Raw genomic sequence first — 24,769 nt, forward strand, 5'->3', positions numbered from 1 at the left:
GCTGCCGCGCGCCTGAGTGTCGAGCGGGGTACCCCTCCCGCGCACCAAGGCGTGATAGAGTGGACGATCGCCCCATGTCCATGAGCAAGCCCCAGCGCCTCCAGAAGCTCGCCGCCGCTGTCTTCACCGCCGTGGACGAGGCGCGCAAGCGCAAGCTTGCCACCGGTGCCGATGTCATCAACCTGTCCATCGGCAGCCCGGACCTGCCTCCCGCTCCGCACATCACCGAGGCCCTGGCCCAGGGCATCCGCGATCCGAGCAACTACGGCTACCCGATGAGGGATCTGCCCGTCTTCCGCGAGGCCGTGGCCGGGTGGTACCAGCGGCGCTTCGGTGTGACGCTCCGTCCGGACTCGGAAGTGCTGGGGCTCACCGGCTCGCAGGAGGGCCTGGCCCACATCACCCAGGCCGTCACGGATCCGGGTGATCTCGTGCTGGTGCCGGATCCCGGCTACCCCATCTACACCGCGGGCCCCGTGCTGGCGGGCGCGGAGCTCCATCCCGTGCCCCTGAAGGCCGAGCACGGCTACCTCCCGGATCTGGAGGCGCTGCCCGAGGGCATCAAGCGGCGGGCCAGGCTCCTGATCCTCAACTACCCGAGCAACCCGCTGGCCGCCGTGGTCCGGCCCGGCTTCTTCGAGCAGGTGGTCGCCTTCGCGCGCCGCTATGGCACGGTCATCCTGCATGACGCGGCCTACAGCGAGCTGTCCTTCGATGGGTACCGGCCCCCCGGCTTCCTGGAGACGCCGGGCGCGATGGAGGTGGGCCTGGAGTTCAACTCGCTCTCCAAGACGTTCAACCTGGCCGGGGCGCGCATCGCCTACGCCGTGGGCAACGCGCGGCTCCTCGGGCAGCTGGCCGAGGTGAAGACACACCTGGACTGCGGACTCTTCCGGCCCATCCAGGCCGCCGCGATCGCCGCGCTCACCGGGCCGCAGCAGTGCGTGGCCGACATGGCCGCCACCTACCAGCGCCGCCGGGATGTGCTGGTGGACGGGCTCAACCGGCTGGGCTGGGCCGTCCCCAAGCCGAAGGCCACCATGTTCTGCTGGGCGCCCGTGCCGCCGGGCTTCGAGTCCAGCCTCGCCTTCGCCATGGCGCTGCTGGAGCAGGTCGGCGTCACCGTGGTGCCCGGCAGTGGCTTCGGCGCCATGGGCGAGGGCTACGTGCGCATCGCCTTCGTGCAGAGCGAGGCGCGGCTGGCCGAGGCCGTCGAGCGCATCGCCCGCTCGGGCATCCTGGACAGGCGCGCGGCGTAGCGGGTTTCGCGGCCGGGGGGGCTTCCTCTGCCCGGGGGCTGGCACGTAGCGTGCTCTCCACCTCAGCCACCTGAGAGAGGATTTCATGTACCGCCCGTTCCGCTACCTGACCGCGCTGCTCTGCTCCGTCCTGCTCGTGCCCACCGCCCAGGCGGCGGGCCTGAAGGTGTCGCTCACCGAGCGCTCCCAATGGCCCTGGCCCATGACGAGTCCCCAGGCCTTCGACGTGGCATCCCGCGCGGAGCTCGCCGTGTTCACCGAGGCCATGGCGGACGCCGACGTTCGCAACGACGCCACGGGTGATGCCGCGTCCCTGGCGAAGTGGAAGGAGCGGATGCGCCAGGTGGTGGTGGGCAACTTCGCCAAGGCCCGCGAGACGTGTGCCGCCGGGGCGCTCTTCTGCGAGGGCGCGGTGCCCAAGGACTGGGACGCGATGGTCACCACGGCGCGGGCGGGGCTCGCGAAGCTGCCGGCGGAGCTGGCGCCCTGGTACGCCGAGCAGAAGCCCTTCCACCAGGGCTACGTCGCCGAGCTGGTCCGCCTGGCGGGGCTCTTCCCCAAGGTGACGAGTGAGATCCTCCCCCTGTCGCCCTCCGAGCGCTTCGGCCTGGAGATGCCGGACCGGAGCTTCCTGCTCACCTTCGATGACGGTCCCACGCCCAAGGGCGGCGGCACGGACGCGCTCGCCGGGCAGCTGCGCGCCCAGGGCATCCACGCCGCCTTCTTCCTGCTCGGCAACAACTACGAGGCCCGCCGCAAGGCGACGTCCGTGGAGCAGCTCCGTGCGCTCTACGCGGGCATGTGCGTCGGCTCGCACGGCCAGGAGCACCGCTCCCACGCCTCGTGGGCCGGCGCGGTGGCGGGCATGGAGTCCTTCCATTCCAAGCTCGCGGAGACCCTGCCCGAGGGCCAGACGAAGCTGACGCTGTTCCGCCCGCCGTACGGCCAGCGCAACCCGGACATCCTCCAGGCGCTGGAGCGCGGCGGAATGAAGAACATGCTGTGGAACATCGACTCGCAGGACTGGCACGCGAGCAACTCGGGCACGAAGGCCGCCGGGCGCGTGCTGTCGCTCATGCTGCTGTGGCGGCACGGCATCATCCTCTTCCACGATATCCACCCCAAGGCCGCCAGCGCCCTCCCTCGCATCTGGAACGAGACGCGCGGCTCGGGCGTGAGCTGGGTGGACTGCCGCTCGGAGTAGGTCTCGCGGTTCTCTTCCACCGCCCATTTTCCACCCGGGTGTGACCGGGGCTCGCGCGCTTCCGCCCGTGGAGCGGCCAGGGAGGCACCGCTCGTCCCGGAGGATTGGTCGTGGCGCAGCGCCACCAGGAACACGCTGACATCCAACGCCTCCACGCCGAACAGCGGACTGGAGATCGTTATGATGGCGGGCATGTCCGCTCCCGAGATCTCCTCCGCTCCCTCCCTTCCGTTCGACAAACTCGCCGAGGGCTTCGCGGCCTGCTTCGCCCGGTACGTGGTGCCCATCTCCGGGGATGTCCGGGCCTTCGAGCAGCGGGTGCGCACCGAGCACGTGCACCTCACGGACAGTCTGGTGGTGGTGCGGGAGGGCCGCGTGGAGGCGCTGGCGCTCGTGGCCCGCCGGGGGGACACGAGCCGGGTGGCCGCCATGGCGATCGTTCCGGAGCTGAGGCGCACCGGGGTGGGCCGTGCGCTGGTGTACAGGCTGCTCGACGAGGCGCGGGGCCGGGGAGATCGCTCGATGCTGCTGGAGGTCATCGAGAGCAACACCCCCGCGTTGGCCCTCTACGAGCGCTCGGGCTTCCAGGTCCGCCGCCGGCTGGTGGGGTGGGAAGGGACGCTTCCGGAGCACGCCGCGCCCCTGGAGGAGATTCCCCTGTCCACCGCGCTGGCGGCGGTGCTCCGGGATGGCGAGCCCGGGCTTCCCTGGCAGCTCGCGCCGGAGACCCTGGCCGGACTGACGGCGCCCGCGCGGGCCTTCCGCCTCGGCGCGGCGGTGGCGGTGATTCTCGAGGCCGGGCCCCAGGACGTGGTGCTGCGCTGTCTGGTGGTGGCCGGGGAGCAGCGCCGGCGGGGGGAGGGGAGCCGCCTCCTGCGGGCGCTCGCGGCCCGGCTGCCGGGCCGCCGGTGGAAGACCCAGGTCGCCCTTCCCGAGCAGCTGGGCGCCGCCTTCTTCGCCGCCAACGGCCTGCGGCGGCAGCCGCTCACCCAGCTGGAAATGGCTCATGGCCTTCAGGCCGGCGAGGCCTCCATCCGCTGAAGCGGGGAGCGGAGCGCCGCCTTGTCCCAGGTGATGAGCGCACGCTGGTAGTTCTCGGAGATCCGCTGGGCCGCCTCGGCCGCGGTGAGCTGCCCCTCCTGGAAGGCCCGGAGGGGGTTCCACCAGATCGTCTGGCCGATCGAGAAGCCGATGAAGCCCGGAGTGGCGCCGGCCGCATGCAGCCAACGCTCCATCCGTTTCCAACCCGTGCGGTGGTCGAGCACGATGCACGACACGTGCTCCCGGCCTCCCGCCCGGGCCTGCCGGGCCACGTTCTCGCAGTCCGACGGCCGCTCCAGGCCCTCGATCTTCCACACGTCTGGCTCCACGCCGCCGGCTTGCAGCTCCTCCATCGCTCGCACCAGGAGCAAGGGCCGCAGCTCGGTGTCATAGCGCTCCAGGTCTCCTCCAACGGCCTCGAGCTGGGCGTTGGTGGGGGGCACCCGCAGCTCGAAGAGGAAGCGGCGCCCGCGCTGTTGCAACCAGTCGGTGAGGTGGGCGAGCCGCTCCCGTTGGCGGGCATTCAGCCCGGCGTCTCCCTCGGGGTTGTAGCGCACCATCACCTTGGTGAAGGCCGGATCGAAGGTCTCCACGTGCGCGCCGAAGTCCTGGCCATATTCGAAGTCGAACTCGTGCTGCCCGTTCTTCTCCACGGGCATGGCCAGCAGGGACCCGTCCTCGAGCGCATGGGCGGCCACGTGGGTCCCGTACTGCTCGTCCACCAGGATGCCACTGCCGTCGCGCCGCGCCCCCTGACGGAGCGCCAGCCGGAAGCCGGTGTAGATGAGCATCTTCATCCGGCGGATGGCCTCCGCCTCGTCGGCCGTGGGGGGGCCAGACAAGCCGAGGAGCGAGTGCTCGAAGGCATTCCGGTGATCGAAGGCGAGCAGATACAGACGGGAGAGGGGCGGTGGAAAGAGCGTGGACATGGGGGCCTGCGTTGGCGGAGGGCTTTCCACCAAGGTGAGGCCGGGCCCCGCGAGCTGTCAGCCCGGGGCCAGTCCGGTACGCGAGGGCGGGTGGCCTGCGTGGTCCGCGAGCAGGCCACCGCCGCTCACGCGGTCATGAACCGGTAGAGCACCTCCGCGGCGCACGCCGGCTTGGACTCCCCTTCGATCTCGATGCTGGCGAGCATCAGGGCCTCGACACCCTTGGGAATGTCCTTGAGCTCCTCGAGCTCGAGGCTCAGCCGGTAGCGGGCCCCGGCCTTGAGGGGCGCGGGGAAGCGGACCTTGTTGAGGCCGTAGTTGAGCACCAGGGCGAAGCCCCGGATGTCGACGATCTCGAAGAACAGCCCGGCGATGCGCGAGACGCTGAAGTACCCATGGGCGATGGGCACGCGGAAGGGCGACTCCCGCGCGCACCGCTCCCGGTCCACATGGATCCACTGGAAATCCCCGGTGGCCTCCGCGAAGCGCACGATGTCCTCGTACGCCAGCTGCTTCCAGTCGGAGGCCCCGAGCTTCTGTCCTGCGAGGGCCCGGAGTCCATCCAGGCCGTCGATGATCGTGGGGTTGGGCATGCGGCGCCCATACCACGGGACTACTGCAGGAAGGGCGTGTTCTCGGCGAAGTACTCGTGGTTGTCCGCGTTGCCGAGCGCGTTGGTGGGGTTGGAGATCGCCAGGCTCTTGGCGCCGCTCTGCCCGTAGACGTAGTCATCCGTGCCGGCCACCACCGTGAAGTGGCTCATCTCGTGGATGAGCGTGCCGCCCTTGGAGTCGGTGCCCGTCATCGGCGCGGACCAGAAGGCGTTGCACACGTAGATGGTGTACGGCTGGTTCGGGTAGACGTAGGCGTAGTAGCTCTTCTTGCAGCCGCAATCGACGGTGATCGGCTTGGTGTCGAAGGCGTCCTTGATGGCGGCGAAGTGGGTCTTCGCGGTGGTCCAGCCGCTGCTCGAGAAGGCGCCGAACCAGGTGGTGTAGCGCGGCGTGCCCGAGGGCGTGCCGTTGAGGTAGGACGACGAGTCATTGGCCATGGCGCTGGCCGCGTTGAGCGCGTCCATGATGGTGGTCATCTGGGTGGACGAGCAGCGGCCGCTGAACGAGATGGCGCCGAGCGACGTGGGGGTTTCACCGGCGGGCCTGGCGGCGGCGCGGCCCTCGATCCACACGGTCACGTCGTTGGACTTGAGCAGGCCGGCCTTGGCGCTGTTGCCGTGGAGCTTCGCGGTGGCCACCTCGAAGCTCAGGCTGTAGCTGCCGGTGCGCGACAGATCATACACCTCGCCGAGGTCCACCGTGCGGCTCAGGCTCTCGCCGGGGGCCAGGGTGAGGAAGTCCTTCTCGGAGGCGGCGGGGCGCTTGTAGTGCGGGCCGGTGAAGGCCACGTCCTCGCCGTTGAGCTTCACCTGGAGGAGCGGCTCCTCGAGGCCCTCGGCGGGCGTGTACCACTTGAGCAGCTTCACCGCGTGGCGCGAGTCGTTGGTGAGGGTGAGGGTCACCCGGGCCGTCTCGCCGGCGCCGAAGGTGGCCTTCTCCGAGGACAGCCGCACCGACACGTCCCGGGCGGCGAGCTCCTGCGCGCCCTGGGCGAGCCCCTCACCGTTGGCCGCGGTCTCGTCCCCCGGCACGCCGCAGGCGCCGAGAAGGGACGCACCCACGACAGCCATCCACTTGAAATTGCCACGAAGGTTCTTGCTCATAGGGCTTGCTTCCTTTGCTGGGGGATGAGGCGGTTCGTCGGATGAGCAAGGCTCGGGCCAGCACTTCTCCTTGTGTGAGAACGCGAGGTTGGCGTGGCCCCGGAGATGCGATGGTGCATCGGGGCTCCACCCTCCGAGGCGCTGGAACGTAAAGAGCCGTTACGAGAGCGTGACGATTTCCCAGCAACCCCGGGGGGTTCGTGGGAGCCCGGGGGTTGTCCCATTCTCGGACAGGGGGAGCGCGGGATGGGGTCATCTGGTACAGGCGGGGCCACTCGGGAGCGCGGCGCGACCGGCGGCCGTCTTCCTGGAGCCGTTCGGCGGGGCGGGGCCCGCGGGAGCCGGGCCGGGCTTCACACTGGCACCATGTTCGTCTTCCTCCTGGGCCTCGTGAGCGCCCCTGTCGCCGCCCTGCTGCTCGTGGCGGCCTTCTCCGTGGGAGCGACGCCGTCGGGCTGGGCCTATGTCGTGGGGGGCTCTGTCCTCTCGGCCGGGCTCCTCACGAAACGCTGGCGGCGGTGGCGCGGCCTGAGCCGGGCGGGGCTCGGCCTGCTGGTGCTCGTCGCGGGCGCGCGGCTCGTGCTCGCGGATGGGCTAGGCCTGCACACCGTGCGTCTGCCGGACGAGGGATGGAGGCTGGTGAACCGGCTCGTGGATGAGCGGGATGGAACGCTGCTCGCGGCGCATGCGCTCCTGCTGTCGGGCCGGCTGCCCCGTGCGGATGCACGCGACTTCGTCCCGGCGCTCGAGTCGGCCTTCTCCCGGCTGAGGGCTGCCGAGGGCCTGAGCGCCACGCCCGCGGTCGCGACGTGGCTGGGGCTCCAGTCGCCCGGGTCCTTCGATGCCGTCGTCATCCCCGCCGGGCGCCACGCCGCTCCCGGGACGGCCGTGGTGTTCCTGCACGGCTACGCGGGCAACTTCGCCGTGTACTGCTGGCAGATGGCGCGAGCGGTCCAGGCCATCTCGGCGCTCACCGTGTGTCCCTCGGTGGGCCCGATGGGAGACTGGTGGTCGGGCAGGGGAGAGGAGACCCTGGAGCGCACCTTCGCCTGGCTCGCGCGGCGTGGCGTCAAGCGGGTGTACCTCGGGGGGCTGTCCAACGGGGGCGTGGGCGCGAGCGTGCTCGTGGGCCGGGCCGCGCATCCCGGGCTGGAGCTTCGGGGGCTCCTGTTGATCTCCGGGGCCTCGACGAAGGTGCCTCCGCCGAGCGTCCCCGTGCTCCTCGTGGAGGGGACGCACGACTCGATGATGCCCGCGAGGCTGATGCGTGAAGCCGCCCGGCGCGCGGGGCGGCTGGCCACCTATGTGGAACTGGACAGTGGCCACTTCGCCTTCCTGGATCGCCACGAGGCGTGTGAGAAGGCCATCGCCGCGTGGCTCCTCGAGCGGGAGCGGGAGGCGGGCCCCTGAAGCTCCGTGCTTGAGACGTCCCCCATGGGTGCTCGAAGATGGCGGCCCCCCCTCATCCCGAGCCCACCATGTCCCGCGCCGCGCTGCTCCTCCTGCTCTCGTTGTGTGTCCTCTTCCCCGGGAAGGCCCTGGCGGAGGACGACGTCATCACCAAGGTGCAGGACTGGTTCTCGAAGCTGGGCAAGCCGAAGCCGCCTCCCGAGGAGGAGCTGGGCGCCCGGAACACCTTCACCATCAACCCGCTGGCGCTGAAGAACTCGCAGCTGGGAGTCGAGTACGAGCGGGCCTTTGGCAAGCCGCTGTCCATCTACGTGGCGCCGGAGTTCGCCTATGGGCGCACGCCGGAGGCCTGGACGCTGTCGCTGGCGGGGACGCTGGGCATCCGGCTCTTCGTGCTCGGCAACGCGCCGAGCGGCATCTACTTCGGGCCCGAGTTCAGCGCGGTCTATCAGCTCCGCTCGCAGAACCGCGTGCGGCGCACGGGCTATGGGCTGGGGCTGGGCGGGACGGTGGGCTGGACGCTGGTGCTGTTCAACCGCTTCACGCTCGCGGCGGGCTTCTCGGCCCAGTACCGCTCGACGCCGGACCTCGAGGCGGAAGGGGATGGGGCGCTGCGGGTGCAGATCATCCCCACGCCCCGCCTGGCCTTCGGCGTGGCCTTCTGACGCCGCCGCTCACCGCTCGCGCACGATCTTCCCGAAGGGCGCGAGCGCGAGCATCGCGAGCTTCACGTGCTGGATGGCGAAGGGGATGCCGATGATCGTCACGGCGAGCCCCAGCGCGAGCGCGATGTGGCTCAAGAAGATCCAGATCCCCGCGACGAGGATCCAGATGATGTTCAGGAGGAAGCCGATGGGGCTGGCGCCCGGCGCGTCGACGATGTCCTTGCCGAACGGCAGCAGGCCCAGCCCGGCCACCTTGAAGCACTGCATGCCAAAGGGGATGCCCACGACGGTGAGGCACAGCAGCAGTCCGCCGATCACGTACTCGAGCCAGATGATCCACCCGCCCAAGACGATCCACAGGAGATTCAGGAGCAATTGCATGGCGGGACCTTATCGCGGGTGTAGCGTCCGAGCCTCCTGAGAACACAAGGAGCCGGGATGAAGCTGGTATCGAGCAGTGCCATCGTGACGGGAGCGGGGCAGGGAATCGGGCTGGGGATCGCCGCGCGTCTCATGCGGGACGGAGCCAACGTGCTCCTCTTCGGGCGGACCCGGGAGAAGGTGGAGGCCGCCGCCCAGGAGCTCAACCGGGCCATGGAGGGGCGCGCGCGGGCCGTGGCCTTCGCGGGAGACGTGGTCCGGGCCGAGGACGTGTCCCGGGCCATCGAGACCGCCACGCGGGAGTTCGGCCTGCCGGGCATCCTGGTGAACAACGCGGGGACGGCCACGCTCGCCCCGATCATCGACATGCCGGAGCAGGACTTCGATCTCGTCCTGGACATCAACCTGAAGGGGCCCTTCCTCTTCATGAAGGCCCTGGGGCGGGCGCTCGTGGACGCGAAGCAGCCCGGGTCCTTCGTCAACATCTCCTCGCTGAACCAGACGGACGTGACGGATGGGCTCGGCCACTACTGCGCCTCCAAGGCGGGGCTCGCGAACCTCACCAAGGTGGCGGCCTCGGAGCTGGGGCGCTACGGCATCCGCGTCAACATCGTCGCGCCGGGCGTCATCCGCACGCCCCTCTCCGAGGGCGCCGGTCTCATGACGGAGGCCATGAAGCGGGAGTTCCTCGCCCGGACGCCGCTCGGCAAGGTGTGCGGCGAGCCGGATGACGTGGCGAAGGTGGTGTCGTTCCTGTGCGGCGATCTCTCGTCCTGGGTCACCGGCGAGACCATCGCCGTGGATGGTGGCAATCACATCCGCGGAATCCACAGCTACGCGGACACGCTGGGCATCACCCCCTCGAAGGTGGGCTGAAGCCCGCAACGGCCGAGGGCCCGATGCACCCGTCGGAAGGACGGAGCACCGGGCCCTCGGACCCGCCAGCGGCGCTGTTACTTGCGGACGATGCCGAACAGCTCCGCCGAGGCCTGATCGCCCGTGCTGAAGCCACCCACCGTCAGCACACGGCCGTCCTCCAGCAGGGTGGACGTGTGATCGTAGCGCACCAGCCCCAGGTTCGCCGTGTCGGCGAAGGTCCCGGTGGCCGGGTCATACAGCTCGGCCGAGGCGAGGATGCCGTACCAGTCGCTGTACCCACCGGCGAGCAGCACCTTGCCGTCGTTCAGCAGGGTGGCGGTGTGGTAGCGGCGGCTCTTGCCCAGCTGCGCGGTGGAGCTCCACGTGCCGGTGGCCGGGTTGTACAGCTCGGCCGAGGCGAGCGTGGAGGCGTTCGCGTCGTAACCCCCCGCGACGAGCACCTGACCATTCTTCAGGGCCGTGGCGGAGTGGTACCGGCGGGCCGTGGCCAGGCTGCCGGTGAGCGTCCACGCGCCGGTGGCCGGGTCATACACCTCGGACGAGGCCAGCGGCAGTCCACTGGCATCCAGGCCGCCCGTGACGAGCACCTTGCCCCCGGACAGGGACACGGCCTTGTGCTGGCTGCGCGCCTGGTTCATGAAGCCCACGGGCGTCCACGTCCCGGTGGCCGGGTCATACAGCTCGGCCGAGGACAGGGTGCCGGAGCTCCCGCTGGAGCCGCCGGTGACGAGCACCCGCCCATCGCTCAGCAGCGTGGCGGTGTGATCCTTGCGGCCGGTGCTCAGCGAGGCCGTGGGGCTCCACGTGCCGGTGGCCGGGTCGTACAGCTCGGCCGTCTCCAGCGAGCGCGAGTCGTTCTCGCCGCCGGTGAGGAGCACGCGGCCGTCCTTCAGCGCGGTGGCCGTGGGCCGCAGGCGCGACGTGGACGCCGGACCCGTGAAGCTCCACGTGCCGGTGGCCGGGTCATACACCTCGGCCGCGCTGGTGAAGCCACCCACGACGAGCACCTTGCCTCCGGGCAGCCGCGTGGCCGCGTGGAGCCCGTGCTCCAGGTTCATCCTGCCGGTGGTGCTCCACACGGGGACCTCGAGGTCCGTCAGGACGAAGTCGTCGATCTGGTGGTAGTTCTGGTCGGCGCCGATGCCGGCCGAGAACCCGACGCCGTCGTACGAGTAGTCCGGCGCGGCCATCTTGTGCGTGAAGAGCAGCCCGCCGTCGAGGTGCACGGTCACCTCGCCGTCGATGAAGCGCACCCGCATGGAGTGCCACACGGCGTCCTCGGTGCGCGAGTCATTCTTGTAGGCGAGCTTGGCCGAGAACGTGTGGGTGTTGTCCTTGATCAGCCCGATGTAGCTGTCCGAGGGATCCCAGCCCGAGTTGTAGTAGTTGTCGACGATGACGCCGTAGCCCGGCTGGTTCACGTAGGCGGGGTTGAAGCCGAGGAACCCGCCGCCCGCGGGCCGGTAGCCGCCCTTCTTGTAGAACATGAAGGCGAGCCCGTCGGCGCCGCCCTGGTACCGGCCGCCGATGCGGTAGCGGAACGAGGCCTCCCACTTGCGCGTCTTGAGCGGGGTATTGGCCATCATGTAGATGCCGCCGCCCGTGTAGCCGCCCACCCGCGTCATGTAGAAGGACTGGCTGGTGGCGTCGTGGAACGTGTTCGGCACGTCGCTCTGCACCACGGTCCACTTTCCGTTGGTGATCGGGTTGGTGGAGAAGTCGTCGGAGAAGAGCGTCGTCTCGGCCCGCGCGGACGCCGAGCCCAGAAGGCCGCCGATCAGAGCCGCACCCAGAAGATTCATTCGCATTGTTTTTCCCCCTCCGCGGTCCGGGAGTGGACCGCGTTGGACATCCATACGGCACTGCATTGACGTGCATACCGCGCGGGCCTGACATGCGAACCCGCCCGGAATGCTTGCCGCGTAGACGGTGGAGGGGTATCACCCGCGATGCTCCGGTCTCACCCCGGCACGAACCCCCGATGAAAATCAGGCCCCTGCACTTCTTCCTCTTCTGGCTGGTGCTGAATCTCGTGCAGGCCGCGTTCACGGAGCTGACCAGTGATGAGGCGTACTACTGGTTCTACTCGCGGTCGTTGGAGTGGGGCTATTACGACCATCCCCCCTTCATCGCGCTGATGGTGCGGCTCGGCTACGCACTCTTTCCGAACGAGTTGGGCGTACGCCTGGTGAATGTGATGCTGAACGCCCTGAGCGTGCTGCTGCTGTTCAGGCTGGTGCCTCGGGAGCATCCGGGGCGGGACACGCTCATCGCGCTGATGGTGCTGTCCCTGCCGCTGCTGAACTACCTGGCGTTCATCATCTTCCCGGACGGACCGCTCCTCTTCTTCCTGGTGCTGTTCCTCCTGGGCTACAAGCGGTTCCTGGAGAAGGAGGACCTGGCCGCGGTGCTGTTGCTGGGGTGCTCCACCGCCTTGATGCTGTACTCGAAGTACCACGGCGTCCTGGTGGTTGGGTTCACGGTGCTCTCCAACCTCCGGCTCCTGCGCTCACCGCGCTTCTGGCTGTCCATGGTGCTGGGCCTGGTGTTGTTCCTGCCGCACCTGGGCTGGCAGTACGCGCACCAGTTTCCGACGTTCCAGTTCCACCTGAAGGGCCGCACCACCGCTTTCACCACCCGCTATCTGCTCGAGTACGTCAGCCAGCAGCTCCCGGCGATCGGGCCCGGGCTCCTCTTCATTCCGTTCGCCGTCAGGGCTCAGGACCGGTTCGAGAGGGCCTTGCGGTTCCTCTGCGTAGGCACCTTCGGCTTCTTCCTCTTCACGGCCCTGAAGGCGTTCGTCCACTTCCACTGGACGTCCATCGCGCTCTTCCCGCTGCTGCTGCTCGCCTCGCGGTTCTACGAGGAGGAGAAGCACAAGCGGCTCTTTCGATTCCTGGTGCTGCCACTGGCGTTCGCCGTCGTGGTGCTCCGTCTGTATTTGATGTTCCGCATCTTCCCGGTGAACCACCTCAACGTGGACTACTACCATGGCCGGAAGCTGTGGGCGGAAGACATCGAGAAGGTGGCCGGAGACAGGCCCGTGCTGTTCGGTGACAACTTCCGGGAGTCGTCTCTGTATTCGTTCTACTCGGGGCACACGGGCGTGGCCCTGCAGAGCGGCGAGCGGCGCCAATCCCAGTACGAGCTGTGGAATTACGAGGATGGCCTGCAGGGACGCGAGGTGGTCCTCGTCCAGGACCGCCCCTTCGCCGGGAGCACGGAGCTGCGGACGCGCATGGACAAGACAGTCCATTACTTCATCGCGCCCGCGTTCTCGTCCTATTACGACATCCCGGTGGAGGCCGCGTTCCCTCCTACCGTGAGGAGTGGAGACACCGTGGCCCTGAGCGTCACGGTCTCCAATCCGAGGAACACGGCGCTCCGCTTCGCGCGAGACGGGTTTCCACGGGCGCCCGCGCTGTTCTACGTCATCCGGAAGGCTGGCCAGGAGGTCCATCGGGGGACGCTGGATGTCTTCGCGGAAGACACCGTCATCCCGCCGGGCGGCCAACGTGAATTCAAGACCTTGCTCCAGCTGCCAGCGCTGGAGGAAGGGGCCCATACCGTGGTGTTTGGAATCCGGTATGAGCCCCTGTTGGATGCCTACGACTCCAGGCCCCGTGAGTTCCGCGTGGGCCGTTGAGGCCCGCCGCGCCTACTTCGTGAGGAGGTCCCGCCAGAGCAGGCGATCCTCGCGGCCCGGATCATTCTCGACCCGGGACGTGAGGTTGAAGAGCAGGGTGGGGCGCTGCTCGGTGTCGTAGGCCGGCCACGTGGGAATGCCGGGGTGGTTCGGGTCGCCGTTGCGCGCGAAGGCGATCCACGCCGCGCTCATCTGCTCGGACAGCTTGAAGCGCTCGGGGTCCTTGCCGGTGAAGGAGGGAACCAGGTCCGCGTTGTCGAACACGAAGGGAATGTCGAGCGCGTGGGTGGCCTTGAGCTGTCCCTCGAGGATCGGCGTCTCCCAGGTGAACAGGTACACGTAGACGGGGGCGCCGGCCTGGGCCACCTTGCGCTCGGCGGCCAGCAGGGACAGCGCCCGGAACATGTCACTGCCGGCGGCGATGATCAGATCCTTCGCCGGGGCGTCCGGCCTGGCGCGGCGGTAGTGATCGAAGACCTGGTCCTTCACATCGCCCACCAGCCGGCCCAGTCCCATGCGCGCCACGGCGTCGGGCATCGCTCCCAGCTTCCCGTGGAGGAACAGCGTCATCTCGTCCTGGTTGGTGCCAATCATCAGCGGCACTCCGGCCGAGACCGCGGGGGCCACGGGATCGAACGGGTTGCCGGGCAGCACCTGCCCATCCATCACGGGAGTGAAGGGCGGGTTGAAGGTGAAGACCCCCCGCTCCTTCTTCACGACGGCCATCTGCGCGTCGAACAGCTTCTCCAGGGGGAGGTTCCGCAGCGCCTCGAGGTCTCCCGGCTGGAGCTTCAGCTCGGCCATCAACTCGCCGGCATGGGTGGCCGCATCCTCCGGCTTCAGCGCGCGCACCAGGGCACCGCTCTGGCTGATGGCCTTGTGGAACAGCCCCTTCGCGGCGGGCATGGCGAGCAGGAGCGTCACCTTCATGCCGCCGCCCGACTCGCCGAAAAGGGTGACGTTGCCCGGGTCCCCGCCGAACGAGGCGATGTTGTCGCGCACCCACTCGAGCGCCGCGACGATGTCGAGCATGCCGGCATTGCCCGAGGTCGTGTGGGCGCCGCCCGTGTACAGGTAGCCCAGCGCTCCGAGCCGGTGGTTGAGCGAGACCACCACGACGTCCCCGCGCCGGGAGAGCGCGGTGCCGTCATAGAGGGCGGCCGACCCGGAGCCTTCCACGAAGCCACCGCCATGCAGCCAGACCATGACGGGCCGCTTTCCGCCATCCGCCACACCGGGCGTCCAGACATTGAGGACCAGGCAGTCCTCGCTCATGGCCCGGGTGTCGGGCGCGACGAGCGCCGCCACGACCTGGCGATCCACCGCCGTGCCGATGGCACTGCGCTGGGCGCAGCGCGGGCCGTACTCGAGGGCATCCCGGACGCCGCTCCACGGCTCGGGCTTCACCGGCGGCATGAAGCGGTTCCTGCCCGACGTGGGCCCGCCGTACGGAATCCCCTTGAAGACACGGGTGCCCTCGGAGAGGACACCGCGCACCTGGCCGCTCGTGGTGTCCGCGAGGACCGGACCTTCGCTCTTCAGCTCGCGGCCCTTGTTCTCGTTGACGATCGGCTTGTGGGCACAGCCTGCCGCCAGGACGAGCGCGAGCAGGCCGATGCGGGCAAACGGACGGCGTACGGCGAAGTTGCTTCCAGATGGCATCGGTCGTTCCTCCTGGCGGCGCGCCATACCAGAAAGACCCCGGCCATCGTTCAACTTCGCCTACTTCTTCTTGTTGTTGTCCTCGCCCATGCCGCCACCACCGGTGCCGGTCTGGTTGCCCTGCTGACGGAAGTCCTTGGCCAGCGTCGAGTTGCCCCAGCCACCCTCGATCATGCTCTTGGCCATCCACTGGCCATTCTTGCGGATCATCAGCGTGGCGGACTTCCAGGTGGCCTTCTTGCCGTTCACGGTATCGGTCAGGCTCGTGGTGACGATGGCCAGATTGTCCGAGAGGATCTCGTACGAGCGGCTCTTCTTCAGCTTCTTGTTGGCGTCCGGGGGCGTGTTCTTCATCACCTCGGACATGGCCTGATCATACTGCTCGCGCGTCCACAGGCTCGTCGTGGCCTCGCCCTGGTCGCTGTCCGTCACCATGAGGACGGGGAAGTCGATCATCCCGTACTCGGCGGTGTGGTCTCCCTTCATCATGGCGTCGTCGAGCTTCTTGTACATGGAGTCGAGCGACTGCCGGATCTCCTTCTCGTTGTTGATCTTCGGCGGCGTGAATTGGGTACCCTTCTGATCCCCTCCCTGGCCCTGCGCGAGAGCAGGCGCCGCCACGAAACAAACAAGAACAGCGAGAGCAAGCTTCTTCATGGTCATCCCCCGGGGACTGTGGAAAAGCGGGGGCAGACTAAAGGGCGGGTCTCGCGAGGCATAGCCGCCTCCGGCCCCCAATGTCATGCAGACATCGGAAGGACCCCTCGCGAGGCGATGCAATGTTGAGTTGTCAGTCATCCAGCAGCCAGGGCGCGAACTTCCAGGCCGTCTGCTGTTTCGCCTGCTCGGCGAAGCGGATGTCCACGAACTCCTCGAAGGGCATGCGCCGCTCCAGCAGTCCGTGCTCCATCATCAGGTCCTGCACCAGCTCGAAGTCCTCGCGGCGAGGCGAGAGCGGCGTGTACATCACGCGGTCCATCGGCTCGAGCAGTGCGTGCCGCAGCAGCGCGGGCGGCTGGCTGTAGTAGTAGCGCCCCACGAACTCCGCCGCGTACGAGCGCTCCTCGCGGCCCTGGTCCAGCCACAGGCCCGAGCGCGCGATGCCGTCCACCAGCACCTGCACCGCCTGCGGACGCTTCTCGATGACGTCGTCGCGCACCACCAGCACGCAGGACATGTAGTCCGGCCAGTACTCCCGCGCGTGGAAGAGCACCCGCCCGAAGCCTCCGAGCTCCGCCTGGGACGGGTAGGGCTCTCCCATGGAGAAGCCATCGATGGCTCCCGCCGCCAGGGCGCCCGCGACATCCGGGGGGGACATCTCCACCATCTTCACCGCGGAGGGCGCCAGCCCATGCTGCTTGAGCGCCTTGAGCACGATGAGCCGCTCGTCCGAGAAGCGGCTCGGAATGGCGATGGTGTGGCCCGCCAGCCCCATCACGGAGCGCACGGGTCCCTCCTTGCGCACCACCACGGCGCTGCCGTAGCGATGCCCGAGGTACACGATCTTGATGGGTACGCCCTGCGACCGCAGGGCCAGGGCCATGGGGGCCACCAGGAACCCCGCCTGCATCCGGTTGGAGATCAGTGCCTCTTTGATCTCCGGGAACCCCTGGAACATCTTCGGGATGAAGAGGGTGTCATCCAGGGAGTTGCGGGCGATGTAATCGGTGACCGGGCAGGCCAGGTGTCAGGTGACTGGGATGTAGGCGACGTTGAGCTTGCGCTCGTTCTCCGTCCGCCACTCGTTGCGCAGCGAGGACCAGTCCAGGTTCAGCCACAGGTGCAGGCCGGAGACCACCACCAGCCACGCCGCCACCGCCATCACCACGCGCTTCGTCTGCGTCTTCATCTCTCACTCCTCGCGGAAGCCCCAGCGCACCCAGTGCAGCGACTCCATCCTGCGGATGCCCATGTCCAGCAGCAGGCCGATGCTCCCGATGAGCAGCATCCCCGCCACCACCAGATCGTACCGTTTGCCCGCGTTGCGGGCGTCCACGATCATGTAACCCAGCCCCGAGTCCACGGCGATCATCTCCGCGGCCACCACCACCTGCCAGGCCACCCACAGCGAGACGCGCACGCCCACCAGCAATTGGGGCATGGCGGCCGGCAGCAGCACCCGGAAGAAGAGCCGGGGCGGGGAGAGCCCGAAGTTGCGGCCCGCGTTCAGGTAGATGGCGGGCACCGTGGCCACCGCGCCCGTGGTGTGCAGGGCCAGCGGCAGGCAGGCGGCGAGGAAGATGAGCGAGACGGCCGCTCCGTCTCCCACGCCGAAGAAGAGGATGGCGATGGGCACCCAGGCCAGGGGGCTGATGGGCCGCAGGAACTGCACCACCGGGCCGAGCGCCGCCGCCACCGCCGGGTACAGGCCCATCACCATGCCCAGGCCCAGCCCCACGATCAGGGCCAGCCCGAAGCCCACCCCCACGCGCAGCAGCGAGTCCGCCGCGTACCGCCACAGCAGGCCGCTGCGCACCATCCCCACCAGCCCCTGGAGCACCTGCTGGGGCGTGGGGAACACGCGCGTGCCCGTCCAGCGCACCGCCACCACCCAGCCCACCAGCAGCAGCACCAGCGTGCCCACCGGCAACAACCATGTCTCCAATTGGCGTCGGGTCACCATGGGCTCAGATCCGGTGCGCCAGACCGATCTCCTCGAGCAGGCTGTCCCGCAGCTCCAGGTAGCGCGGCGAGCTGATGTCCCGGGGACGGGGCACGTCCACCTCCACGATGCGTCCCACGCGGCCGGGCCGGGCGGACATCACCACCACCCGGTCCGCCAGCTGCAGCGCCTCCTCGATGTCGTGCGTGACGAAGAGCACCGTCTTGCGCTCCGACTCCCACAGCCGCAGCAGCTCCGAGCGCATGGAGTGACGCGTGATGGAGTCCAGCGCGCCAAAGGGCTCGTCCAGGTACATCACCTCGGGGTTGGCCGCGAGCGCCCGCGCCACCTCCACGCGCTGCTTCATGCCGCCGGACAGCTCGTGCGGCCAGGCGTGCTCGAAGCCGCTCAACCCCACCAGCTTCACGTAGTGCGCCACGCGCTCGCGCCGCTCCGCCTCGGACAGCCGGAACAGCCCGAAGGCGATGTTGTCCTCCACCGTCAGCCAGGGGAACACGCCGCGCTCCTGGAAGACGAAGATGCGGCGCGGATCCGGCCCGGTGATCAGCTCTCCCCGGTAGCGCACCTCGCCGGCCGTGGGCCGCAGGAAGCCGCCCACCACGTTGAGCAGGGTGGACTTGCCACAGCCCGAGGGGCCCAGCAGGCAGACGAACTCGCCTTCATGGACGTCCAGGTCGATGCCCTCCAGCACCGTCAGCTCGCGCGTGGGCATGCTGAAGCGCACCTGGAGGCCGCGGACCGTCAGGGCCGTGGCGCGGACGGCCGAGGCTTCGGCGGGGGGCGGAGAGAGGGCGGTGGTGGGCTTCAACTCAGTGACTCCTGGAAGGACGAATGCCGGGCGCGGTGGGCGCGGCCGAAGGGGAAGGGGCGGGGAAGCCCCAGCTCAGTCCGGGCAGCCGCTCCACCCGCCGCAGCATCCGGTCCAGCCCGAGCCCCACCATGCCGATGATCACCATCCCCGCGACGACGAGATCATAGCGGTTGCCCGCGTTCCTCGCGTCGAGGATGAGGAAGCCCAGGCCCGAGTTGACGGCCATCATCTCCGCCATCACCACCACCATCCACGCCACGCCCAGCGTCTGCCGCAGGCCGGTGAAGAGCTGCGGCAGCACGGACGGCAGGACGATGCGGCGCAGCAGCTGGGCCGTGGACAGCCCGAAGTTGCGGCCCGCCCGCAGGTGCACGGCCGGCACCTTGCGCACGCCGTTGAGCGCCGTCACCGTCAGCGGCCCGAAGCACGCCATGAAGATGATGAACACCGCCGACAGGTCTCCCACCCCGCACCAGAGGATGGCCAGCGGCGTCCACGCCAGCGAGCTGATGGGGCGCAGCAGCTGGAGCGCCGGCCCCAGGGCCCGCTCGGCACGGTGGGACCAGCCCAGCCACACACCGAAGGGAATGGCGATCACCACCGCCGCCAACAGCCCCCAGCTCACGCGGAAGAGCGACGCCACGGTGAAGCGCACCAGCCGGCCATCCGCCGCGAGCTGTCCCATCGCCACCAGCGTCTGCCAGGGCGTGGGCATCAACGGCGCCTTGCCCAGGTGCACCGCGAGGCTCCACAGACACAGCAGGACGGTGATGACCGCTCCGGGCAGCACCCAGCGGGAGACGCGCGGATTCATCGACGGGTGACCTGGGGAACGCTCGACATGGGGGACCACAGGATAGCCCGGATTCCAGGGGAATGTCTTCCAGTGGATCCGTGCGTTGCCTCGGGCAGCAGCGGATGGTTGAGTAGCCGCAGGGTCCCCCGTGGAAATCATCCAGGCGCTCCTCCCCCCACAGCTCGAGCTCGCGCGTGCGCTCCTCGTCGAGTACGTGCGCTCGCTTCCCATCGATCTCGGCTTCCAGCGGATCGACCGGGAGCTCGAGCTGTTCCCCGGGGACTACACGCCCCCCGGGGGGTGCTTCCTGCTGGCGATGGACCCGGAGCGCGCCGCCGGTTGTGTCGCGATGCGCAGATGGGACGGGAAGACGTGCGAGATGAAGCGCCTCTACACCCGGCCCGGGTACCGCGGGCAGGGCTTGGGGCGCCAGTTGACGCTGGCGGTCATGCGGCACGCCCGCGCGTGCGGCTACACGGAGATGGTGCTCGACACGCTGCCCTTCATGGAGGCCGCGGCCGGGCTGTACCTCTCGCTCGGCTTCGAGCGGACGGAGCCGTACTACCCCAGCCCCATCCCCGGCACGCTCTTCATGCGGCGGATTCTTTGACCTGGCGGGAGATGACCGACTCGAGGAACCGCTCCAGCGGCTGCACGTACATGGGCTTGTTCCAGTTGTTCTCCAGGTCCTCCGGCACGTGGTACTCGGCCACCACGGTGCCGCCGCGGTAGTGGCGGAGCACGGGGTGGATGAACCGGCTGACCGTGCCGTCGTCGGGGACGCGGGTGATGTTGAACGGGTCCTCTTCCGGAGCGATCTTCCCGTACTCCAGGGTGAGCATCAGCCGCTCCTGGGGCCCCAGGTTCTGCTGCTCCGCCACGTAATCCACCGGCAGATCCCGGTACACGCGCGTGCGCTCCGGCGACTCGAGCAGCAGCGTGTCCGCCAGGTAGCCGGGCTGCTGGAAGAGCGACGAGCACCGGTTGACGCGATCCAGGATGTACTGGGACAGGCCCTTCACCCCGCCGGGCAGCTCCTTCGTCTCCAGCGGCGTCCCCTCGTACTTCTGCTCCAGCAGGCGGCTCAGGCACTCGACGCTGTAGCGGAAGCCGTGGATGAAGCCCGAGAAGCCCTTGCGGTAGTCGCGCCCGTGCATCAGCGCGCCCGCGAAGAAGAGATCCTTGACGTTGGTGGACTCCCAGCTCGACGTGACGCTCGGGAAGCGCTTGTTGTAGTTCAGCTCGGGCAGGCACGTCTCGGGATCGAAGAGGGAACGGTCGATGCCGAAGCCGATGCACGCGATGATCCGGTGCACCTTCAGCTCCCACTCCTGGCCGTGGGCGTGGGTGTACTTGAACTTCACGTGGAGCATCCCATCCGGCAGCCGCTCGATGCTCTGCAGGTGGGCGTCGATGATCGTGTTCTGGGACTTGAGCTGGTAGGTGTCCAGCAGGTTGTTGTTCACCGCCCGCAGGTCGCCCACGTAGTGCGTCTTCCACGCCATGCGGACGGGGTTGGGGCTCAGCATGTGGATGGAGGCCGTGACGCCCACCAGGTTGTCCGCCGTCTCGAAGGCCGAGTTGCCCTTGCCGAGGATGAGCACCCGCTGGTTGATGAAGTCGTCGGGGTTCACCGAGACGTCGTCATAGGACTCGATGTGCTCGGCCCCGGGCACGTCGGGGTTCTGCGCCGCGGAGCGTCCCGTGGCCATGATGACCCGCTTCGCCCTCAGCTCGCGATCCGCCAGCTGGATGAGGAAGCCCTCCTCGTCGCGGCGGATGCGGCGGACCTCGGCGTTGCACTCCACGCGCAGCTGGTGCTTCCGGGCGTAGTCCGCGCAGTAGCTCACCATGCTGTCCGCGGGCGGGAAGTACTCCTTGCTGAACTCCTTGTAGGTGGCGCAGTCCCCGTCCGCCAGCAGCGAGTTCCAGTCCCAGCGCAGGTTGATCTCCGCATCCTCGAAGCCCGTGTAGACCTTGTTGATGGAGATCAGCTTCCGGTGCCGCGGGAAGCGGGTGAAGAAGTGTCCCGGCGTGTTCCCCTTCTCGAGGATGACGTAGTCCCGCCCGTGCTTCTGCAGGTAGTAGCCGAGCTGGAGCCCTCCGGGTCCCGCGCCGATGATGACGTAATCCACCTGCCTGGCGTGTGTGCTCATAGGACGATCTCTTTGCTGAGGAAGAGCCGCTCCGAGGGGATGCCCTCGGCCCGGCAGGTTTCGACGAAACGGCGTGTTTCCACGACGGGAAGTGAATGCTCGCCATGCGCGCCGCCCGTGACGGGCGTGAGCCAGGGCTCCAGGCCCAGCGCGTAGACGAAGGCCTCCTTGACACCGAAGAGGCGCACCAGCTGCATGGCCATGTCGCTGGTGGAACCATTGAGGCGCCGGCCCTGATCCGCCGTGCGCTCCGGCGCTTCCGGCATCAGGGGGCCGTACAGCCAGGAGAGCGGCGCGCCCTCGCACTCGAGCCCCACGAACAGCGTCCGCACGTCACCGATGAGGCGGTGGACATGCTCGAACATGCGCGGCTCCACGTTGCGCGCGTCCGTGGCGAACATCATCCGGTGCCCGAGCGCCTCGAGCAGCACCACGTGCTTGGCGCGGATGTCCAGGTCCGAGTGCTCGCCCAGGAAGGGCAGGCCCGTGAGCGTGACGCCGGGGCCAAGCTGCTGCGGTGACAGCATTCCCAGCTCGCGCACGTCCCGGAAGCCCAGGCGCTCCAGCATGGGCTTGAGCCCCGGATCCTGCAGGGAGCCCCCCCCGGGAGGCACGTGCACGGTGCCCGTCCGCCCCCGGAGGGCGATCAGCGTCTCCAGGGCCGTGTGATCCGAGTGCGCGTGCGTGAGGACCACGTGGTCCACGCGCGCGGGCAGGCTCGAGAAGGTGAAGGAGTCCTCGCCGGGCGCCCCGTGGCGCAGCACCGGATCCACGAGGACGGAGGTCTCCCCCGTCTCCACCAGGATGCACGCATGGCCGAAGTACCGGACGCGGACGCGGCCCGCGGGCACCGGGTCGGGTTTCGGTGGCGCCTCCGGCGTGAAGAAGGTCCGGAAGAGCTCCCGCTGGTGCGCGGGCACCCGCAGGCGCTCCTCGAGCTCCTCCCGCGAGCCCGGCTCGTCCTTCATCCGCACCAGCGCGTCGATCGCCGGAGCGTCGAAGGGCAGGGCGAGCTCCACCTGCCCCTCCTGCGGCAGCAGCGGCGTGCTCAGCATGAAGCGGCGCGCGTCCTTCGCCTCGGGGAAGAGCGCGAAGCCCTGGACGGATGTGTCATACGCCGGCCCGCGGTAGAGCAGCGGCTCCAGGAAGCGCACGGAGGGACGGTTGCGCGTGTCGTAGACCAGCTCCACGTAGCCCCGGAGCTGCTCGGGCACGCGGGCATAGAGTGGCTCCAGGGAGCGCCCCCGGGCCTCGTCCAGGAGCAGCTTGTCCAGGGCCGCCATGGCCTGGGTGAGCTCCAGCAGCCCTCGCTGGCGGCGCTCCGTCTCCTCGATGAGCGCGCGGATCTCCTCCTTGCGCGCGGCGGGCGCGTCCAGGAAGGGTCCGCTGCGCAGCGCGGGGTTGCGGCACGCCGCCTCGTGGGCCTGAGGCGCCTGCACGAACGAGCGCATGATCTTCAGGTGGCGCCCCACCACGTTCAGCGCCGCCGTGGGCGGGAAGAGCAGCTGGGGCCACGCCTGCCAGCGCAGCACGAGCGGTTGGGCGATGATGTCCTGCCGCAGGTAGAGCCGTTCCATGGGGGATGGCGCATCCTACTACGCGACGGCGACCTGCACCGGAGCCCCGGCTTCCCGCAGTGGGATCTTCTCGTCCTCGAAGTACTCCATCCAGTTGTACGGGTAGGTGGGCACCGTGTCCGGCATCGTGCCCCGGAGCATGATCGCGGCCATGTCCTGCTGGAACCGCAGCGCGCTCTCGAGCGCGGCACTCGCTGGCACGCGAGCGGCCAGGTTCGCCCGCAGTTGAGCGAAGAGCGACTCCTGGTCCTGAATGACATTGACCCACCACCACTCGTGCAGCAGCCAGGCGGGCTTGGAGGGCATCACGCGCCGGGCGAAGTCGATCATGTCCTGCTGCGTCAGGAGCTTGTCCTCCATGGGCATGCGGCTGTCCGCGAGGTAGTCGAGCAGCAGCTGGCGGATGCGGTGCAGCGGGCGGCCCAGCGGGCTCTCCGGGTTCGCGAGCGCCTCCTCCATCAGCGGGCGGTAGAGGTTCTCGTAGGAGAGGACGCCCTCGCGGTGCAGGAACATGGCGAGGTAGCGCGTGAGCCCCAGGTTGTGCAGGCCCTGCACGATGATGCTGAACATCCAGCAGTACAGCCAGTCCTCCGTGGACATCGTGTTGGTGCCGATGACCACCTCGACCCGCTCCATGTCATCCGCCAGGTAGGGGCGGATCATCGTCTTCAGCCCGTACTTCTCGCGCGAGGCGGCATCTCCCAATTGCGAGTTGGGCAGGAGCACGCACTCGTAGACCATCACGTCGTCGTGGATGCCGGCCTCCAGGGCCTTGCACATGCCCGTCACCCACGACTGCCGCGTCTCGCGGGGCAGGCCGACGATCATCTCCGTATAGGTGCGCACGCCCTCGTCCTTGAGGCGCTGGCTCATCTTCCGGTAGCCCTCGAAGGGGATGTTGGAGCGGCGCACCGCCTCGAGCACCTCGGTGGTGGTGCTCTGCATGGCGAGGATGGTGCCGTTGGCCATCTCCGCCTGGACGAGCAGCTTGCTGATGTCCACCACCCGGTCGTTCGCGTTCTTGGCGTAGCTGGTGATGAAGCGCGAGGGGTAGCCCGAGACGAGCTTGCGCGCGACGAGCTGGCGCGTGAGATCCAGATCCCGCGGCAGGATGCCGAAGTTGGAGTCGCAACCGAGGATGGCCCGGATGCGCTTCTGGGAGAAGTAGTCGATCTCCCGGCTGAGCCGCTCGATGGGGAAGCGCCGGAGCTTGGTCATGTTCGCCGAGCCCCAGTCACAGAAGGTGCAGCTGTAGGGGCAGCCGCGGTTCGTCTCCCACAGCACGATGGGATCCAACCCCGCCGCGCGCGCCGACTCGATGGAGTGCTCGAAGTACCCCTCCAGGTAGGGGCTCGGCACGGTGATCTCCATGGGCAGCCGGTCCTTCATGGCATTGGTGCGCACCTGCCCGTCCGGACCGCGCCACGAGAGCGCGGACACCTTCGCGTAGTCCGGCTGATCCTTCAGCAGCTCCAGCAGCAGCTGCGACAGGGGAATCTCCCCCTCGTTGTGGATGGCGAAGTCCAGATAGGGCGCCTCCGCGAAGAGCCCCTCGGGCTTGTCGGGGACCTGCGGCCCTCCCGCCACGATGATCGCGTTGGGATAGCGCTCCTTCACCTGCCGCGCGATCTCGAGGTTCTTGCGGATGTTCCAGATGTAGCAGGAGATGAGGAAGACGTACGGCTCCCGCAGCGAGTCCAGGAGCGTGTCCCGCTGCGCCATGAAGAAGAACGGCTCCTCGAAGCTGTAGTTCTCCCGGATGGCTGGAATCGTCTCGGCGTAGGCCCGGAGGCAGCCCCACACGAGTGGCAGGTGGACGGCCCGATTCACTCCGCAGAAATAGATCTTCCGCTGTGTCATCTCGAGGCTCCGAAGGCAGGGGGGATGGCGCGGCATTCTAGCGGGAGACATGGAAATCCCGCCAGTGGGGTTTTTCCGCTTTTCAACCCTTTGCCTGTATACACCGGCCAGATGACTGGTGTAACCTGGGCTTCATTCGTTCCCGGTGCCCCC

23 protein-coding genes are annotated in these 24,769 nt (G+C 68.6%); 8 read left to right on the forward strand and 15 right to left on the reverse strand.

Annotated elements, in window-relative coordinates:
• Positions 1-74 precede the first annotated feature (74 nt).
• From VFZ09_RS34190 to VFZ09_RS34200, 3 genes are all read left to right on the forward strand, one after another.
• Positions 75-1,259 carry an aminotransferase class I/II-fold pyridoxal phosphate-dependent enzyme gene (locus VFZ09_RS34190; RefSeq protein WP_329731938.1) on the forward strand — a complete coding sequence of 395 codons (1,185 nt, stop codon included), beginning with the start codon at positions 75-77 and terminating at the stop codon, positions 1,257-1,259.
• Positions 1,260-1,344: 85 nt separating this feature from the next.
• A complete protein-coding gene (locus VFZ09_RS34195; protein ID WP_329731939.1) occupies positions 1,345-2,463 on the forward strand; it encodes a polysaccharide deacetylase family protein in 1,119 nt (372 codons plus the stop codon).
• Between the two features lie 192 nt (positions 2,464-2,655).
• Entirely contained in the window at positions 2,656-3,504 is an 849-nt protein-coding gene (locus VFZ09_RS34200) for a GNAT family N-acetyltransferase (RefSeq protein WP_329731940.1), read from the forward strand.
• Here VFZ09_RS34200 and VFZ09_RS34205 read toward each other — a convergent pair.
• From VFZ09_RS34205 to VFZ09_RS34215, 3 genes are all read right to left on the reverse strand, one after another.
• Positions 3,477-4,433: a 2-deoxy-5-keto-D-gluconate 6-phosphate aldolase domain-containing protein gene (locus VFZ09_RS34205; RefSeq protein ID WP_329731941.1), complete on the reverse strand. Its 957-nt coding sequence runs from the start codon at positions 4,431-4,433 to the stop codon at positions 3,477-3,479. The genes VFZ09_RS34200 and VFZ09_RS34205 overlap by 28 nt on opposite strands.
• A 125-nt stretch (positions 4,434-4,558) precedes the next feature.
• Positions 4,559-5,026, reverse strand: a complete 468-nt coding sequence (locus VFZ09_RS34210; protein ID WP_329731942.1) for a MaoC family dehydratase — start codon at positions 5,024-5,026, stop codon at positions 4,559-4,561.
• Positions 5,027-5,046: 20 nt separating this feature from the next.
• Positions 5,047-6,150 (reverse strand): M35 family metallo-endopeptidase, encoded by a 1,104-nt coding sequence (locus tag VFZ09_RS34215; RefSeq protein ID WP_329731943.1) that lies wholly within the window; start codon positions 6,148-6,150, stop codon positions 5,047-5,049.
• 366 nt (positions 6,151-6,516) lie between these two features.
• Between VFZ09_RS34215 and VFZ09_RS34220 the strand changes: the two genes are divergently transcribed.
• Both VFZ09_RS34220 and VFZ09_RS34225 read left to right on the forward strand, forming a co-directional pair.
• The gene (locus VFZ09_RS34220) at positions 6,517-7,560 is read left to right on the forward strand and encodes an alpha/beta hydrolase (RefSeq protein ID WP_329731944.1); all 1,044 of its coding nucleotides are present in this window, start codon (positions 6,517-6,519) and stop codon (positions 7,558-7,560) included.
• 38 nt (positions 7,561-7,598) lie between these two features.
• Entirely contained in the window at positions 7,599-8,225 is a 627-nt protein-coding gene (locus tag VFZ09_RS34225) for a hypothetical protein (RefSeq protein ID WP_329731945.1), read from the forward strand.
• A 9-nt stretch (positions 8,226-8,234) separates the two neighbouring features.
• Here VFZ09_RS34225 and VFZ09_RS34230 read toward each other — a convergent pair whose 3' ends face one another.
• Positions 8,235-8,606 (reverse strand): YccF domain-containing protein, encoded by a 372-nt coding sequence (locus VFZ09_RS34230; protein ID WP_329731946.1) that lies wholly within the window; start codon positions 8,604-8,606, stop codon positions 8,235-8,237.
• Positions 8,607-8,663: 57 nt separating this feature from the next.
• On the opposite strand from VFZ09_RS34230, the gene VFZ09_RS34235 reads away from it, so the two are divergent.
• Positions 8,664-9,482, forward strand: coding sequence for an SDR family oxidoreductase (locus VFZ09_RS34235; protein ID WP_329731947.1), 819 nt, complete (start codon positions 8,664-8,666; stop codon positions 9,480-9,482).
• 77 nt (positions 9,483-9,559) lie between these two features.
• Here VFZ09_RS34235 and VFZ09_RS34240 read toward each other — a convergent pair whose 3' ends face one another.
• Positions 9,560-11,287, reverse strand: a complete 1,728-nt coding sequence (locus VFZ09_RS34240; RefSeq protein WP_329731948.1) for a kelch repeat-containing protein — start codon at positions 11,285-11,287, stop codon at positions 9,560-9,562.
• Between the two features lie 179 nt (positions 11,288-11,466).
• On the opposite strand from VFZ09_RS34240, the gene VFZ09_RS34245 reads away from it, so the two are divergent.
• The gene (locus VFZ09_RS34245; protein WP_329731949.1) at positions 11,467-13,131 is read left to right on the forward strand and encodes an ArnT family glycosyltransferase; all 1,665 of its coding nucleotides are present in this window, start codon (positions 11,467-11,469) and stop codon (positions 13,129-13,131) included.
• Between the two features lie 12 nt (positions 13,132-13,143).
• Here the strand turns inward: VFZ09_RS34245 and VFZ09_RS34250 are convergent, their stop codons facing one another.
• From VFZ09_RS34250 to VFZ09_RS34280, 7 genes are all read right to left on the reverse strand, one after another.
• Positions 13,144-14,793 (reverse strand): carboxylesterase/lipase family protein, encoded by a 1,650-nt coding sequence (locus VFZ09_RS34250; protein WP_329731950.1) that lies wholly within the window; start codon positions 14,791-14,793, stop codon positions 13,144-13,146.
• A 60-nt stretch (positions 14,794-14,853) separates the two neighbouring features.
• Entirely contained in the window at positions 14,854-15,450 is a 597-nt protein-coding gene (locus tag VFZ09_RS34255; RefSeq protein WP_329731951.1) for a hypothetical protein, read from the reverse strand.
• A 133-nt stretch (positions 15,451-15,583) separates the two neighbouring features.
• On the reverse strand, positions 15,584-16,477 hold the full coding sequence (locus VFZ09_RS34260) for an ABC transporter substrate-binding protein (protein WP_329731979.1): 894 nt from the start codon (positions 16,475-16,477) through the stop codon (positions 15,584-15,586).
• Positions 16,478-16,480: 3 nt separating this feature from the next.
• Positions 16,481-16,642, reverse strand: coding sequence for a hypothetical protein (locus VFZ09_RS34265; protein WP_329731952.1), 162 nt, complete (start codon positions 16,640-16,642; stop codon positions 16,481-16,483).
• A 3-nt stretch (positions 16,643-16,645) separates the two neighbouring features.
• The gene (locus tag VFZ09_RS34270) at positions 16,646-17,416 is read right to left on the reverse strand and encodes an ABC transporter permease (protein ID WP_329731953.1); all 771 of its coding nucleotides are present in this window, start codon (positions 17,414-17,416) and stop codon (positions 16,646-16,648) included.
• 4 nt (positions 17,417-17,420) lie between these two features.
• Complete coding sequence (locus tag VFZ09_RS34275) at positions 17,421-18,224, reverse strand: ABC transporter ATP-binding protein (protein WP_329731954.1); 804 nt, start codon at positions 18,222-18,224, stop codon at positions 17,421-17,423.
• Position 18,225: 1 nt separating this feature from the next.
• Positions 18,226-19,041 carry an ABC transporter permease gene (locus tag VFZ09_RS34280; protein ID WP_329731955.1) on the reverse strand — a complete coding sequence of 272 codons (816 nt, stop codon included), beginning with the start codon at positions 19,039-19,041 and terminating at the stop codon, positions 18,226-18,228.
• Between the two features lie 130 nt (positions 19,042-19,171).
• Here VFZ09_RS34280 and VFZ09_RS34285 point away from each other — a divergent pair, with 130 nt between their 5' ends.
• Positions 19,172-19,633, forward strand: a complete 462-nt coding sequence (locus tag VFZ09_RS34285) for a GNAT family N-acetyltransferase (protein ID WP_329731956.1) — start codon at positions 19,172-19,174, stop codon at positions 19,631-19,633.
• Here the strand turns inward: VFZ09_RS34285 and VFZ09_RS34290 are convergent.
• From VFZ09_RS34290 to VFZ09_RS34300, 3 genes are read right to left on the reverse strand one after another with little or no spacing between them, the layout of a single operon-like run.
• Entirely contained in the window at positions 19,614-21,179 is a 1,566-nt protein-coding gene (locus VFZ09_RS34290) for an NAD(P)-binding domain-containing protein (RefSeq protein WP_329731957.1), read from the reverse strand. The two genes, VFZ09_RS34285 and VFZ09_RS34290, sit on opposite strands and share 20 nt — an antisense overlap.
• Positions 21,176-22,756: an MBL fold metallo-hydrolase gene (locus VFZ09_RS34295; protein ID WP_329731958.1), complete on the reverse strand. Its 1,581-nt coding sequence runs from the start codon at positions 22,754-22,756 to the stop codon at positions 21,176-21,178. Before VFZ09_RS34295 ends, VFZ09_RS34290 begins: the two co-directional genes overlap by 4 nt.
• 18 nt (positions 22,757-22,774) lie before the next feature.
• Entirely contained in the window at positions 22,775-24,616 is a 1,842-nt protein-coding gene (locus VFZ09_RS34300) for a B12-binding domain-containing radical SAM protein (RefSeq protein WP_329731959.1), read from the reverse strand.
• Positions 24,617-24,769: the final 153 nt, after the last annotated feature.

Origin of the sequence: Archangium sp. (genome assembly GCF_036277355.1) — a bacterium.
Lineage (GTDB): Bacteria > Myxococcota > Myxococcia > Myxococcales > Myxococcaceae > Archangium.